This is a genomic window from Nocardia sp. CDC159 (assembly GCF_023740735.1).
Taxonomy (GTDB): domain Bacteria; phylum Actinomycetota; class Actinomycetes; order Mycobacteriales; family Mycobacteriaceae; genus Nocardia; species Nocardia pulmonis.
The window spans coordinates 31239-44794 of record NZ_JAMRXH010000024.1 but is presented as its reverse complement, the minus strand read 5'-3'; the positions used below and the strand labels follow the sequence as shown (position 1 = coordinate 44794).

Below are 13556 nucleotides of genomic sequence, written 5' to 3'. Positions count from 1 at the left end.
CGATCGTGTCCGTCTATCTGTACCGGTGGGGGAAGTTCGCGTTCCGGCGCAAATGGATCGTGCTGCCCGTCTGGGTGCTGCTGTTCCTGATCCTGGGCGGTCTCGGCGCACAGCTGAAGAAGCCGATGACCGACGACTTCACCATTCCCAACCTGCCGTCGGAGCGGGCGACCGAGATCCTGGACCGGCACTTCCCGGGCATGTCGCAGTCGCTACAGTTCGGCGCGGTCACCGGCACCTACGTCATCGCCGCCCCGGCCGGGCAGCAGCTGACCGATCCGGGCAATCACGCGGCCGTTCAGGGGCTGATCGGCAGGCTGAACCGGCTGGACATCGTGGACCATTCGAAACCGCTGGTCGATCCCGTCGCCGCGGCCGAGGAAATGGGATGCGTGAGCGGTGACCGCGCGGCGAGCGAGTTCACCTCCCGATGCAGCAGCGCGCCGTTGAACGTGCTGAACAAGACCGATCCGGATGCGGTTGCGGTGCTGAGCGTTCCGTTCACCATCAAGGAGATCACCGCCGTCACCGCCGCCGATCGCAAGGCCGCCTACGACGTCGCCGACGAGGCCCGCCGCGCCGGGCTGACCGTCGAGCTCAGCGGCAGCGTCGCCATGGAACAGACCCAGCCCAGCGGTAAGGCCGAGCTGATCGGCATGGCGGTCGCGCTGGTGGTGATGATCGTGGCCTTCGGCGCCATCGTGGCCGCGTTCGTGCCGATCGTCACCGCGCTGGTCGGCCTGGGCGCGGCGACCTCGGTGATCTTCCTGGGCACCTCGTTCCTGTCGGTGCCCAGCTTCACCACCTTCCTGGCCTCGATGATCGGTATCGCGCTGTCGATCGACTACGCGTTGTTCATCGTCTCGCGCTACAAACACGAACTGGCCGTGCGGGATTCACCCGAGGAGGCCGCGGGGACGGCGCTGGGGACCGCGGGCTCGGCCGTCGTGTTCGCCGGGGCGACGGTGATCATCGCGCTGGTCGGATTGGCCATCGTGAACATCCGCTTCCTCACCTTCATGGGGCTGGGCGGGGCGATCGCGGCGGCGTTCGCGGTGCTGACGGCGATCACGTTGATGCCCGCGCTGCTGGGCGCCTTCGGAAAGTGGCTGTTCAAGCCGAAGCTGCCGGTGATCGCGCAGCACGATCCCGAGGACGACACGTTCGTCACCAACGGTATGCGCGTCGCGCGGGTGATCGGACGCGCCCCGGCGCTGACGCTGATTCTGAGCATCGTGGTGCTCGGGCTGCTGGCCGCGCCCGCGCTGCATCTACAACTGGGCCTGCCCGGCGAGGACAGCCAGCCCAAGACCTCGACCATCCGCAAGGCCTACGATCTGCAGACTGCGGGCTTCGGCGAGGGCGCCAACGGCAAGCTGCAGGTCGTCGCGGAGCTCGGCAAGGTGGCGCCCGACCAGCGCCCGGCGGCGGTGAATGCTCTGCGGGACGAACTCGCCGGATATTCGGGCATGGACTATGTGACCGCACCCCAGTTCAGCCAGGACGGCGAGGGCGCGCTGCTGATGGCGGTCCCCACCACCGGGCCGAACGACCAGCAGACCAAGGATCTGGTGCGCGATGCCCGCGACGCCGAGGCCGGGCTGCGGGATCGGTACGGAATCAGTTACGGCATAACGGGTCTCACCGCGATCTACGCCGACGTCGATCACGCGCTGCTGAGCAAGATCGTGCCGTATCTGGCGATCGTCGCGGGCGCGGCGTTCCTGCTGTTGATCGCGGTGTTCCGGTCGGTGCTGGTGCCGTTGACCGCGGCGCTGGGCTTTCTGCTGTCCATGGCGGCGACCTTCGGCGCGACCGTGCTGATCTTCCAGGAGGGCAAGTTCGGGCTGATCGACGAACCGCGACCGATCGTGAGCTTCCTGCCGATCATGTTGATCGGCTTGGTATTCGGACTCGCGATGGACTATCAGGTGTTCCTGGTGACGCGCATGCGCGAGGAGTTCGTGCACGGCCGGCCCCCGACCGAGGCCATGATCCGGGGTTATCACCACGGCGCACGGGTGGTCACCTCCGCGGCGATCATCATGATCTCCGTCTTCGGGTCGTTTTTGCTGGAATCCGATGCGACGGCCAAGTCCATGGGCTTCGCCCTGGCCGCCGGTGTGCTGTTCGACGCCTTCCTGGTGCGCATGGTGCTCATACCCTCGCTGCTGGTGCTGATGGGCAGAGCGGCGTGGTGGATGCCGGGGTGGTTGAGCCGGATCGTGCCGGATATCGACGTGGAGGGGGCCCGGTTGCGGGAGCTGCGTTCCCAGCGCACTGCGGAGCCGCTCTGGGTCGGCTGATCCGTGAAAGCGACTGGCCCCGCGCCCGTTCCAGGCCGCGGGGCCACTCTTCTCCCGGGCTCAGTCCAGCTTCGGCGCGACCTCGGCGGCCACCAGCTCCAGGTGGTCGAGGTCCGCCAGATCGAGCACCTGCAGGTACATGCGGGTGATTCCCGTTGCCTCGCGGTACTTTCCGATCTTCTCGACCACCTCGCCCGGCGTACCCGCCAGCCCGTTCTGCTTCAACTCGTCGACCTCGCGGCCGATCGCGGCCGCGCGGCGGGCCACCTCGGCGTCGTCGCGGCCCACGCACAGCACCTGGGCGGCCGAACGGACGATCTCGTTCGGGTCGCGGCCGATCTCGCGCGCGGCGGCGGCCACCCGCTCGAATTGCGCTGCCGCCGTGCCGGAATCGACGAAGGGCAGGTTGAACTCCTGCGCGAAGCGGGCGGCCAGCGCGGGGGTGCGCTTCTTACCGCCACCGCCGATGATCACCGGCGGGCGCGGCCGCTGCGCGGGCTTGGGCAGTCCGGGCGCGTCGACCAGCTCGAAATGCTTACCGCGGTAGGAGAAGGTCGCACCCTCCGGCGTCTCCCACAGCCCGGTGATGATCTCCAACTGCTCGGCGTAGCGATCGAACCGCTCCTTCACCTCGTACAGCGGGATGCCGTACGCGGTGTGCTCGGCGTCGAACCAGCCCGAGCCGAAGCCGAAATCGACTCGGCCACCGGACATCTGGTCGACCTGCGCCACCGAGATGGCCAGCACCGACGGATGCCGGAAGGTGGCGGCGGTGACCAGCGTGCCCAGCCGAATCCGGGAGGTCTCGCGGGCCAGGCCCGCCAGCGTCACCCAGGCGTCGGTCGGACCGGGCAGTCCGGACACGTCACCCATCTTCAGGTAGTGGTCGGAGCGGAAGAACGCATCGAATCCCGCGTCCTCGGTCGTCTTCGCGACCCGCAGGAGGTCGTCGTAGGTTGCGCCTTGCTGGGGTTCGGTGAAGATCCGTAGTTCCACATCGACCACCGTAGTCCTGGGATGATTTCGTCCGGCGTCAGGTCACCCGATATCGAACAGGTTCGGCTGACCGGCCCGATACCGGGCGGCATCGGCCCGGCGCAGGGGTTCCAGGGCCGGGATGGTCGCGCGAGTGAACAGCTGCGCCCGCGGGGCCGCGGAGCCCGAGACGTCCAGGATCGCATTGGTCGCGCGGCGGGCCGCCTCGTTGGCGCCCTCCATGGTCGCCAGGTCGAAATCGGTCTGGACATAGTCGGCGGCCAGGAAAAGATTCGGGATCCGGGTGGTCGCCGTCGGCCGCTTCTCCCACGAGCCGATGGTGTTGACCAGCAGCGGCTCGTCGTTGTGATTCTCCGCACCCGACCAGGTGATACCCGGATCGAGCATCCAGTCGGCCACGATGCCCTCTGGCAGTCGCACACCGCCGTCGTCGTTGAGCGCGGCGGTCAGCTGCGCCCAGGTCTCCTGGTAGATCTCCGCGCGGGTGCAGTATCGGGCGGGCTTGCCGTAGAGGATGCCCGGGGTATCCCAGTCGGCGATGTCGATGGTCAGGCCGTCCACGACGCTGCCGTTGCCGTACCGGGCCGAATAGTCGCCCGGCCAGAACGCCTTCTGGGTGTAGGAGGTCAGCCGCCAGGGCGAGTCGAGGTAGATGTTGTAGCCGCGGCCGAGGTCGAGGCGTTGGGTGACGAACAGCTGTAAGCCGTTCATCCAGTCCACGAACAGCCCGTCCATCGCGGCCAGCGCGGGATCCGCCTGCCGCATCTGCGCCGACCACAGGCCGCGGGCGCGGTCGGTCGGCACCGCGCACACGTACCAGTCGGCCTCGATCCGCGCGACCCCGCCGCCCGGACGGCCGATGCGCACGCCGGAGACGCTGCCGCCGTCGAGGTCGAAGCCCTGGACCTCATGACCGGTGTGGAACCGCACGCCCAGTCCGCGCAGCAGGTCGATCCACGGATCCAGCCACACCTCGTTGGTCGGGCCGTTGAGAACCTCGTAGACCTTCGGCCCGCCGGTCGCCTCGGCCAGCAGCGCGATCAGGAACGCCTCGGCCATATTCCCGATCGAGCGCACACTGGCCACGGTCTCCTTCGCGGCCACCAGGGCACGGGTGAGCCCGGTCGCGGCCAGGCTGCGGTATTCCGCGGAACGCGTTGCGGCGCCGACGAAATCCCACCACGCGATGTGCTCCCACTGGCCGAAGCGGCGTTCCTCGCTGGAGGTCAGATACGCGACGAGGCGGCTCGCCAGGTACACGGCCTCAGGTATCGGCACGGCGCGATCCCGGGTGAACATCTCCACCAGCACCCGCTGCCAGCCCTGCGGGGTGAGCAGTTCCTTGGGGTCGAAGTAGAACCCGAACATGAGCGGGAAGCCGTCGGGCAGATTGTTCGCGCGCGGATAGCGCGGATCGCCGACCGAGAACGGCGCCAGGTTGTCGTAGACGCCATTGGCATTACCCCGGAACGGGATTCGGCGCATGGTGTCGTGTACATGGTGGTAGAACGAGGTGAAACCGCGGGCGCCGTGCTCGCCCGGCAGCGGGGCGCGACCGCCGGTGGCGGTGCCGGGCAGGCCGATGGTGCGGGACTTGCCGCCGAGTTCCTTGCGATCGAAAACCGTGACGTCGAAACCACGTTCGGCCAGTTCGTGTGCGGCCGTGAGACCGCCGATGCCCGCGCCCAGCACCGCGACCCGGTTTCGCGACGGGCCGTTGCGCCGTCGCTCCCCCGACAGCGGCGCGGCCTGGGCGGTTGCGCCGCTCGTCAATCCGAGCGCTCCCGCCGCGGCCGCCCCGCGCAATAGCGTGCGCCGCGAAACCGATTGTCCCCCGAGCTCTTTCGTCACCCCGACCGCCTCTTCCAAATCTGACGATTGCGATAGTCATATTTACCAGAGGTGAGGTCCGCGCGCGCGATAATGGCGGCGACGAGTACCGATCACCGAGATCGAAGGGAGAACCGGGTGCCCGAACCCGCCGACGGCCCACGCCGCCGACCCAGCCGCCGCTACGGCGGCATCGATGCCGAAGCGCGCATGGCGGCCCGCCGCGAGCAGCTGCTGCGCGCCGGTTTCGAGCTGTTCGGCACCCGGGGCGTGCTGTCCACGGGGGTCAAGGACATCTGCCGCGCGGCCGGGCTCACCGATCGGTACTTCTACGAATCCTTCGCGGGCACAAGGGAACTGTTCGTGACGGTGTTCGACGCGGTGGTGGCCGAATTGTTCGAGGCGGTCGCGGCGGCGGTCGCGGCGGAACCGGCCGCGGGCGACCGGAAGTTGCGTGCCGGAATCGGCACCTTTCTGGAGGCCCTGGCCGCCGACCGGCGGAAACTGCGCATCGTCTTCGCCGAACCGGCGAGCGCCCAGGCCGAGGGCCATATGCGGGAATCGTTGCGCCGCTTCGCCGCATTGGTCGCCGAGACCGCCCGCCGGGCCCGCCCCGACGCCGCGCCCGCCGCCACGGTCGAGGTCTACTCCCACGCCGTGGTCGGGATGCTGCAACAGGTGATCACCGAGAAACAGGAGGGTCATCTCACCCTGCCCATGACCGACCTCGTCGAGCACTGCACCGCCCTCGCCGCCGCGGGCCTGCGTGCGCTCTACGCGGGCGAGATGACCGAAAATCGCGACTAGTCAATACTCGAACTGATGTTCGAATTCCGGTAGGGTCGACGCATGCCTCTCGACCGCCACATCCAGTTCGCGCAACTGTGGCTGGAGCAGGTCCGCGACCGCCTCGCCTCCGCCGCAGCCACCAGCGACCCCCTGAACCCCGAACAACTCAACATCCTCTCCGGCAAGGTCGCCGAGGGCCTACGAATCTTCACCGAACTCACCGAACACCGAAACTCCGAAGTCGCCTGACCCGCCGCCCACGAGCCCCGATCACCGACGGCCACACCGCAGCCCGCGTACGAGTGGATCGGAGGCTCGATGTGGAGGACCGCCCCGCCCCTCACCCGTCGAACTGCCCCACACTTCCCGAGCGGGCGAGGGGCGGGAGCGGCGGCGACAAGATCGAAGTTAACAAGTCCGGAACGGTTCCCGATCAGACAAATCGGAAAGCACAACACACCGAAAACCGTTCCAGAAAAGGCGATTTCACGATGCTCCGACTCTCCCGCCCCTCGCCGCCGCCCTCCTGACCGCCACGGCCCTCCTGACCGCCGCCCCCGCCCAGGCCGGACCGCCCATGGACGGCGCCACCGGATCGGCCAGCGGCTCGGCGGAGATTCAGAAGCAGGCCATGTGCACTGTCCTGCGCGTGATCCACCTCAACCAGGGCCCGACGTTCTGCGAGTGAGTCCAAACCGCCGGGAAGGCGGTTCCGCGGCATAGAAAAAGCCCCTCACCTGGCAATTCAGGTGAGGGGCTTTGGCGGTGGCGGAGGGATTTGAACCCTCGGTGGGGGGTTACCCCACACACGCTTTCGAGGCGTGCTCCTTAGGCCGCTCGGACACGCCACCGCAGGTGACTTTACCGGAACGACCCGTGGATCTCGAAATCGGCTGGAAGGGGGGGCGGATGGGGAGTTATGGGCGGTGGGTGCGGAAGAAGGTGTCCAGGGTTGCGGCGCAGGCGGATTCGAGGACGCCGCCGCGGACCTGAGGGCGGTGGTTGAGACGTCGGTCACGGACTACGTCCCAGAGGGAGCCTACGGCGCCGGTCTTGGGCTCCCAGGCGCCGAAGACGAGGCGGTCGACGCGGGCGAGGACGAGGGCGCCCGCACACATCGTGCAGGGTTCCAGGGTTACCGCGAGGGTGGCGCCGGTCAGGCGCCAGCCGTCGCCGTGGACCTGGGCCGCGCGGCGCAGGGCCAGGATTTCGGCGTGGGCGGTGGGGTCGCCGGTGGCCTCGCGGGCGTTGGCGGCACGCGCCAGCTCACGACCGGAGGCGTCGAAGACGACCGCGCCCACGGGTACGTCGCGGGGGTCGGCGGCCGCGGCCGCCGACAGGGCCGCGCGGATCAGATCCTCGTCGGAGAGCACCGGGTCAGCGCGGAAGCTTGTCCAGGACCGCGGCGAGTTCGTTGGCGAAGCCGAGGCGCTGGGCGATCATGCCGAGCTGCTCGTCCGGGTAGAGGTCCGTCTCGGCCAGGATCACGCTGAGCACCGGTTCGGGCAGGCCGAGGTCGGCCAGCACGCCCAGATCACCCTCCTCCCAGGGTTCGATCTCGTCGAGTTCGTCAGGGTCGATGTCCGGGATCTCGACGTTCAGCGCATCGAGCACTTCGGCGGCGATGTCGTAGTCGATGGCGGCCGTGGCGTCCGAGAGCAGCAGGCGCGAACCCGTGGGGGCGGGCCGCAGCACGATGAAGAACTCGTCGTCGACATCGAGCAGACCGAACACCGCGCCGGTGCTGCGCAGCGCGCGCAGCTCGTTTTCGGCCGCGGACAGACTGGTCAGTGCTGCTGGGCTGAGCGGAGTGCATCGCCATTTGCTTTCCTCGCGGACAACCGCCACGGCGAACCCTTCCACGTCGTCGAAATCGTCCGACGCCGCCCTGTTGGTGCTCGAGCGCTGTGCCATGGCCGCAACGGTAGTCCGCTTGGGCGGAAATGTTGAAGTCGTATGCGAATCTGGTCGGGTGAAAAAGTCGTCGGTGTGCGTGCTGGGGACCGGCTTGATCGGCGGATCGGTGCTGCGCGCCGCCGCGGCGGCCGGGTATGAGACCTGGGGGTACAACCGTTCCGAGACGGGAGCGCGGGCCGCGCGGGCCGACGGCTTCGATGTCGACGGCGATATCGCGGCCGTGCTCCGGCGCGCCGCCGCGGCGGACGCGCTGATCGTGATCGGCGTGCCGATGCCCGCGCTGGACTCGATCCTGTCGGATGTGCGGGAGTTCGCGCCCGATTGCCCGCTCACCGATGTGATCAGCGTGAAAGCGCCGGTGGCCGCGGCCGTCCGCAAACATGAGCTCGACGCCCGGTACGTGGGCGGGCATCCGATGGCGGGCACCGCCGAATCGGGTTGGGCCGCATCCACCGCGGATCTGTTCCGGGGTGCGGCCTGGGCGGTCGGCGTCGATCCGGGCAGCCACGTCGACCCGTGGACGCGGGTGGTCCGGCTGGCATTGGACTGCGGCTCGGTCGTGGTCCCGGTGGTCGCCGCCGAACACGACCGCGCGGTCGCGCGCATCTCACATCTGCCGCACGTCCTGGCCGAGGCCCTGGCGGTCGCGGGCGCGGGCGGGGGCGACCTGGCCCTCGGCCTGGCCGCGGGCTCCTTCCGCGACGGCACCCGCGTCGCCGCCACCGCCCCCGACCTGGTCCGAGCCATCTGCGAGCCGAACGCCACGGCCCTGCGCGAGGCCCTCGACGACACCCTCCGCCTACTAAGCGACGCCCGCGACCACCTCACCACCAACGGCACCCTCGGCAACCTGATCGACGCGGGCTACAGCGAACGCGTTCGCTACGACACCCTGCAACGCTGGGACATCACCGACATCCACCCCGGCGACCACGACTGGCTCGAACGACTGCGCGAGGCGGGACAACGCGGCGGAGTGATCCGCGACCTCACCTGAACGACAACGCGTTCGCGTGAGCCCCGTCCAGGCGCTGGCGCGCCTGAACGGCGAAATGAGAGGCCAGGCCAACCCGAGCGGGAAACGAGGGGCCAGCCGGGCAGGAGTTGACGGCTGGCCGGGCGAAAGAAGACAGCTCGAGGGACGGGCCGATGGGGACGGTGAACCGTGGCCCAACGGGCCCCGGTTGCCTCAGAATCGACTGGTGAATCCCGTGGTACAGCAGCTCATTACGCTGGCGGCCGTAGTCTTGGGTGGGGCCTCGACGTTTACGGTGACCACCCTGATCGAGCGGGGGAAATGGCAGCGGAGTCAGGATGTTCGGTGGGATGACAAGCGGCTGGTGGCGTATAGCGAGTATGCGAACGCGCTGAAGCAGTATGTGCAGGTGTCGTATCGGTTGGCGGCGGCACGGGGCTATCCGGCCGTGGCTCAGCCGATCGATCTCGAGGGCGGGCTGCAGGAGCTGGCCGCGGCGGAGGCGGAGAAGACCGTGAAGTGGGAGACCGTCTTGTTGCTCGGTTCTCCCGAGGCAGTCGCGGCAGCCCGCGCCTGGAACCGGGCGGCATGGGAGCTCGGTTGGGCGGCCAAGGGGCAGGTCGTCTTCGAACAGGCGGACTACCTGCGGCGGAATGCGGAGATGGGGCGTCGGCGAAACGAGTTCTATGCCTGCGCCCGTAGGGATCTCGGCGTCACAACCGGCGAGCTGCCGCCCGGAGATCAGCAATGGCTATCCCCGGGAACCGGCGAACCCGGCGGCGCTCAGATCCGCTCGGCCAGTCCTGGATAGTCGAGGACGAAACCGTCCGAGTCGACGGTGACCGTGGCGCTGGATACCGGGGACAGTACGTGGATGCCGTCGGGGCCGCTGGAGTAGGTGAGGCTGGCTTCCTGGACCAGGAGGTCGGGTAGGCGGACGTAGACGACGGGGACGTGGATGTCCTCGGTGGCGTGGGCCAGGCCGTAGCGGCGGATCGGGAGGGTGTTGAAGAAGGGGCTGAGGACGACGTCCACGTCCAGGGCGCCGCCGAAGGTGGAGCGGACGTGGGTGCCGCCCGCGTCTATCAGCCAGTAGTTTTCCTGGTCGCGGGCGATGGAGGCGTGGCGCTCGCCGGAGGCGACCGTGCTGCGCAGCGACAGGCGCTTGGTGATGCCGTTCTCGTCGGTGATCAGGTCGTAGGACGCGCTGAAGGCGGGGTGGTCCTCGCATTCGCCCGCGATCATGCGGCCGGAGGCGCGAATTCGGTTGCCGGTCAGGATGACTCGCACCGATTCCATGCGCGACGCGTTGTGCGCCCGCCAGGTGAGAATCGCCGGCCAGCGCGACGCCTCGGTCGTCGTGTCCACGCCTGCACCGCTCTCCGGGGCGGCCGCCGAATTGCCCTGGGCTGGGTTGCTCACCCCTCTACCGTAGGCGACGGCCGGCCGTCCGGAGAGCAGCGCCTTGCTCACATCCATCTCCGCTACACCAGCGATTCCCGCCACGCCGTGTGCAGGGTGGCGAAACGACCGGTGGCGGCGATCAGTTCGGCGGGACTGCCGTCCTCGACGATGCGACCGCCATCGAGCACCAGCACACGGTCGGCAATCGCCACGGTGGACAGCCGGTGCGCGATGATCACCGCGGTCCGCTCGCGCAGCACGGTCTCCAGCGCCCGCTGCACCTGCCGCTCGCCGGGGATGTCGAGGCTGGAGGTGGCCTCGTCCAGCACGATCACCGCCGGATCGGCCAGGAAGACCCGGGCGAACGCGACCAGTTGCCGCTGCCCCGCCGACAGGCGGCCACCGCGCTTGCGCACGTCGGTCTCATAACCCTCCGGCAGCGACAGGACGAATTCGTGCAGGCCGACCGCGCGGGCCGCCGACCGCACCTCGGCGTCGGTCGCCTCGGGTTTGCCGAGCCGGATGTTGTCGGCCACCGAACCGGAGAACAGATAGGCCTCCTGGGTCACCATCGCGACCGCGCGGCGCAGATCGGCATCGGAGAGCTCGCGCAGATCGATGCCGTCGAGCCGGACGGCGCCGCCGGACGGATCGTAGAACCGCGCGATCAGCTTGGCCAGCGTCGACTTACCGGCCCCGGTGGCACCGACCAGAGCCACCACCTGACCGGCCGGAATATCGAGCGAGAACAGCGGCAGCACCGGCCGTTTCGCCGATTCGCCGTCGCTTTCCCCGTCGCCCTGCGTCTTTCGCGGCGGATACTCGAAATACACATCCGCCAAACGAAGTTCGCCCCGGGCGCGCTCGAGCCGCCGCGGGTGCTCCGGCTCGGCCACGGTGGGCCGCTCCTCCAGTACCCCGGAAACGCGCTCCAGTGCCGCGGCCGCGGACTGATAGGAGTTGAACACCTGCGCGAGCTCGTCCAGCGGACCGTAGAACTGCCGCAGATACAGCAGGAACGCCGCCAGCACACCGATTTCGGTGTGACCGTGGATGACTCGCCACCCGCCGACCAGCAGGATCACCACGGTGGAGGCATTGTTGATCAACCGCACCAGACCGATGTAGTGGGCCATACCCCGCAGCGCGGCGGCATTCGCCTCCCGGAATTCGGCATCCTCACCGGACAGGATGGTCTCGTTGCGCCGCTCCCGCCGGAACGCCTGCACCGCGCGAATGCCGCCCATCGTCTCCACGAAGTGCACGACGACCTTGGCGATCGCCCCGCGGGTGCGACGATATCCGGCCCGCTGCCGCCGCTGGGCCCAGCGCGTGACATAAACCAGTGGCGCGAATCCGGCCAGCACCACCAGCGCCAGCGGAATGTCGAGCCACAGCATGATGACCGCGATGGTGCCCACCGAAAGTACCGCGCTCAGCGCGTCGTTCAGCGCCCGGTCGAGCAGATCCTCGAGCGATTCCAGATCGCTGGTCAGCCGCGCGACGATCTTGCCGGAGGTGTAGTTCTCGTGGAACGCGATCGACAGCCGCTGCACATGCGTGAACACCCGCATGCGCAGGTCGAACAGCACCTGCTGGCTGAGCCGCCCGGACACCCGGACGAACAGGAAGGTGGTGACCCCGGTGAGCAGCGCGCAGCCGGTGGCCCCGCCGACCGCCACCAGCAGCGGCATCCAATCCCCCGCCATCGCCCGGCCCACGCCCGTATCGAGTCCGTGCGCGATGAACAACGGCGCGGACACCATGGCGGCGTTGTCGATCACGATCAGCACCAGCGACCACAGCGCGGCCATCCGGTACGGGCGCACCAGCGACCACAGCAGCCGCCGCGAGCGGGCCGCCAGGGCCAGGTTCACCGCGTCGGTCGCCTCGGATTCCTCGGCGGCGACGCCGCGCCACTCCTCCTCAGCGTCGTCCTTCTGCGGCGAATTCACTTGCTGCACCTGCGTCATCGATGTCACCTCCCATCAGTTCCCGATAGCGCGAACAGGTTTCGAGCAGTTGCTCGTGCGGACCCTCGGCGATGATGCGGCCCTCGTCGAGTACGGCCACCCGGTCGGCCCAGGCGGCCGTGGAGGGCCGGTGGGCCACCAGCAGTACGGTCGCGCCCGCCAGCGCGGCATGCAGCCGGGCCTGCACCACCTCCTCGGTGGCGACATCCAGCGCCGAGAGCGGATCGTCGAGCACGACGATGTGCCCGCCCGCGTGGCGCTGCCGGTTGAGCACCGCGCGCGCCAGCGCGAGGCGCTGCCGCTGGCCGCCGGACAGGCTCAGGCCCTGCTCACCGATCCGGGTGCGCAGTCCCCACGGCAGTTCGTCGACGAATTCGGTGGCGCAGGCGACCTCGAGGGCTGCGCGCACCTGCTCGGTCGTGGCGTCCGGGAAGCCGAGGGAGATGTTCTCGCGCACGCTCGCCGAGAACAGCACCGGATCCTCGAAGGCCACCGACACCACCGTGCGCAGTTCGGCCAGCGACACCTCGCGCAGATCCACGCCATCGATGGTCACCGCGCCCGCGCTCACGTCGAACAGCCGCGGCACCAGGGCGAGCAGCGCGGATTTGCCGCTGCCGGTGGCGCCGACCACCGCGACCGTCTCCCCCGGTCGGATCCGCAGCGAAACGTCCTGCAGCAGATCGCGTTCGGCGTCCGGAAAGCGGAAACGCACGTGGTCGAACCGCAATTCGCCGCGCAATGTGCGCGGCAGCGGCACCGGCCGCTCGGGATCGGTGATGGTGACCGGGGTGTCGATGATCTCCCAGTACCGCTCGGCCGCCGTGCGGGCGTGGTTCGACTCCGCCAGTAGGAAGCCCAAACCCATGATCGGCCACTGCAGAAATGTCGCGAGGGTGATGCCCGCGACCAGCGTGCCGAGCGTCATCGCCTGATGGACCAGCAGATAGCCGCCGATCGCCAGCGCCGCTGCGATACCGAGGCCGGACAGCACGTTCAGGGCGGTCCACAGCCGCGCGGCCAACCGCACCTTGTCCATCTCGAGGTGCTGCAGTTCGAGGGCCTGGCCGCGGAATCGCCGCCCGAACCAGGGCCCGCGACCGAACGCCTTCAGCACCCGGATGCCCTGGGCCGATTCCTCGACCGTGGTGGCCAGATCGCCCGACTGGTCCTGAGCCCGCCGCGAGGCGCGGCCGTACTGCTGCTCGAACCGCAGCGACAGCAGCACCAGCGGAATCGCGATCACCGTCTGGACCAGACCGATCTGCCAGCTGAACACGAACAGCAGCCCCAGGCCGGCCAGCAGACCGCCGACCAGCGATACCAGCGACGGCGCGACGAAGGCGAAATACCTTCGCAGCGTGG

At 68.9% G+C, this 13556-nt stretch carries 12 protein-coding genes and 1 tRNA gene; 5 read left to right on the top strand and 8 right to left on the bottom strand.

Features of this window, described 5'->3' with window-relative positions; genetic code table 11:
- The first annotated feature begins 5 nt into the window (after positions 1-5).
- On the top strand, positions 6-2306 hold the full coding sequence (locus tag NDR87_RS34125; protein WP_251918038.1) for an MMPL family transporter: 2301 nt from the start codon (positions 6-8) through the stop codon (positions 2304-2306).
- Positions 2307-2366: 60 nt separating this feature from the next.
- Here the strand turns inward: NDR87_RS34125 and NDR87_RS34120 are convergent, their stop codons facing one another.
- Positions 2367-3302: an LLM class F420-dependent oxidoreductase gene (locus NDR87_RS34120; RefSeq protein ID WP_251918037.1), complete on the bottom strand. Its 936-nt coding sequence runs from the start codon at positions 3300-3302 to the stop codon at positions 2367-2369.
- Positions 3303-3344: 42 nt separating this feature from the next.
- On the bottom strand, positions 3345-5153 hold the full coding sequence (locus NDR87_RS34115) for an FAD-dependent oxidoreductase (protein WP_251918036.1): 1809 nt from the start codon (positions 5151-5153) through the stop codon (positions 3345-3347).
- Positions 5154-5270: 117 nt separating this feature from the next.
- Between NDR87_RS34115 and NDR87_RS34110 the strand changes: the two genes are divergently transcribed.
- A complete protein-coding gene (locus NDR87_RS34110) occupies positions 5271-5939 on the top strand; it encodes a TetR/AcrR family transcriptional regulator (RefSeq protein ID WP_251918035.1) in 669 nt (222 codons plus the stop codon).
- Positions 5940-5981: 42 nt separating this feature from the next.
- Positions 5982-6170, top strand: coding sequence for a DUF6374 family protein (locus NDR87_RS34105; RefSeq protein WP_251918034.1), 189 nt, complete (start codon positions 5982-5984; stop codon positions 6168-6170).
- A gap of 511 nt (positions 6171-6681) precedes the next feature.
- On the opposite strand, the gene NDR87_RS34100 is transcribed toward NDR87_RS34105, so the two are convergent.
- The 3 genes from NDR87_RS34100 to NDR87_RS34090 form a co-directional block, all read right to left on the bottom strand.
- Positions 6682-6772 (bottom strand) — tRNA-Ser (locus NDR87_RS34100).
- Positions 6773-6838: 66 nt separating this feature from the next.
- Entirely contained in the window at positions 6839-7294 is a 456-nt protein-coding gene (locus tag NDR87_RS34095; protein ID WP_251918033.1) for a nucleoside deaminase, read from the bottom strand.
- Positions 7295-7298: 4 nt separating this feature from the next.
- Entirely contained in the window at positions 7299-7835 is a 537-nt protein-coding gene (locus tag NDR87_RS34090; RefSeq protein ID WP_251918032.1) for a tRNA adenosine deaminase-associated protein, read from the bottom strand.
- A 58-nt stretch (positions 7836-7893) separates the two neighbouring features.
- Between NDR87_RS34090 and NDR87_RS34085 the strand changes: the two genes are divergently transcribed.
- Together NDR87_RS34085 and NDR87_RS34080 are read left to right on the top strand one after the other, a co-directional pair.
- A complete protein-coding gene (locus NDR87_RS34085; RefSeq protein WP_251918031.1) occupies positions 7894-8835 on the top strand; it encodes a prephenate dehydrogenase in 942 nt (313 codons plus the stop codon).
- Positions 8836-9040: 205 nt separating this feature from the next.
- Positions 9041-9625 (top strand): hypothetical protein, encoded by a 585-nt coding sequence (locus NDR87_RS34080; RefSeq protein WP_251918030.1) that lies wholly within the window; start codon positions 9041-9043, stop codon positions 9623-9625.
- Here the strand turns inward: NDR87_RS34080 and NDR87_RS34075 are convergent.
- The 3 genes from NDR87_RS34075 to NDR87_RS34065 all read right to left on the bottom strand — a co-directional run.
- Positions 9598-10113, bottom strand: a complete 516-nt coding sequence (locus NDR87_RS34075) for a putative glycolipid-binding domain-containing protein (protein ID WP_251918085.1) — start codon at positions 10111-10113, stop codon at positions 9598-9600. The two genes, NDR87_RS34080 and NDR87_RS34075, sit on opposite strands and share 28 nt — an antisense overlap.
- A gap of 185 nt (positions 10114-10298) precedes the next feature.
- Entirely contained in the window at positions 10299-12191 is a 1893-nt protein-coding gene (locus NDR87_RS34070) for an ABC transporter ATP-binding protein (RefSeq protein ID WP_251918029.1), read from the bottom strand.
- On the bottom strand, positions 12145-13556 hold a 1412-nt coding region (locus NDR87_RS34065), incomplete at its 5' end, for an ABC transporter ATP-binding protein (RefSeq protein WP_251941293.1). The genes NDR87_RS34065 and NDR87_RS34070, both read right to left, overlap by 47 nt.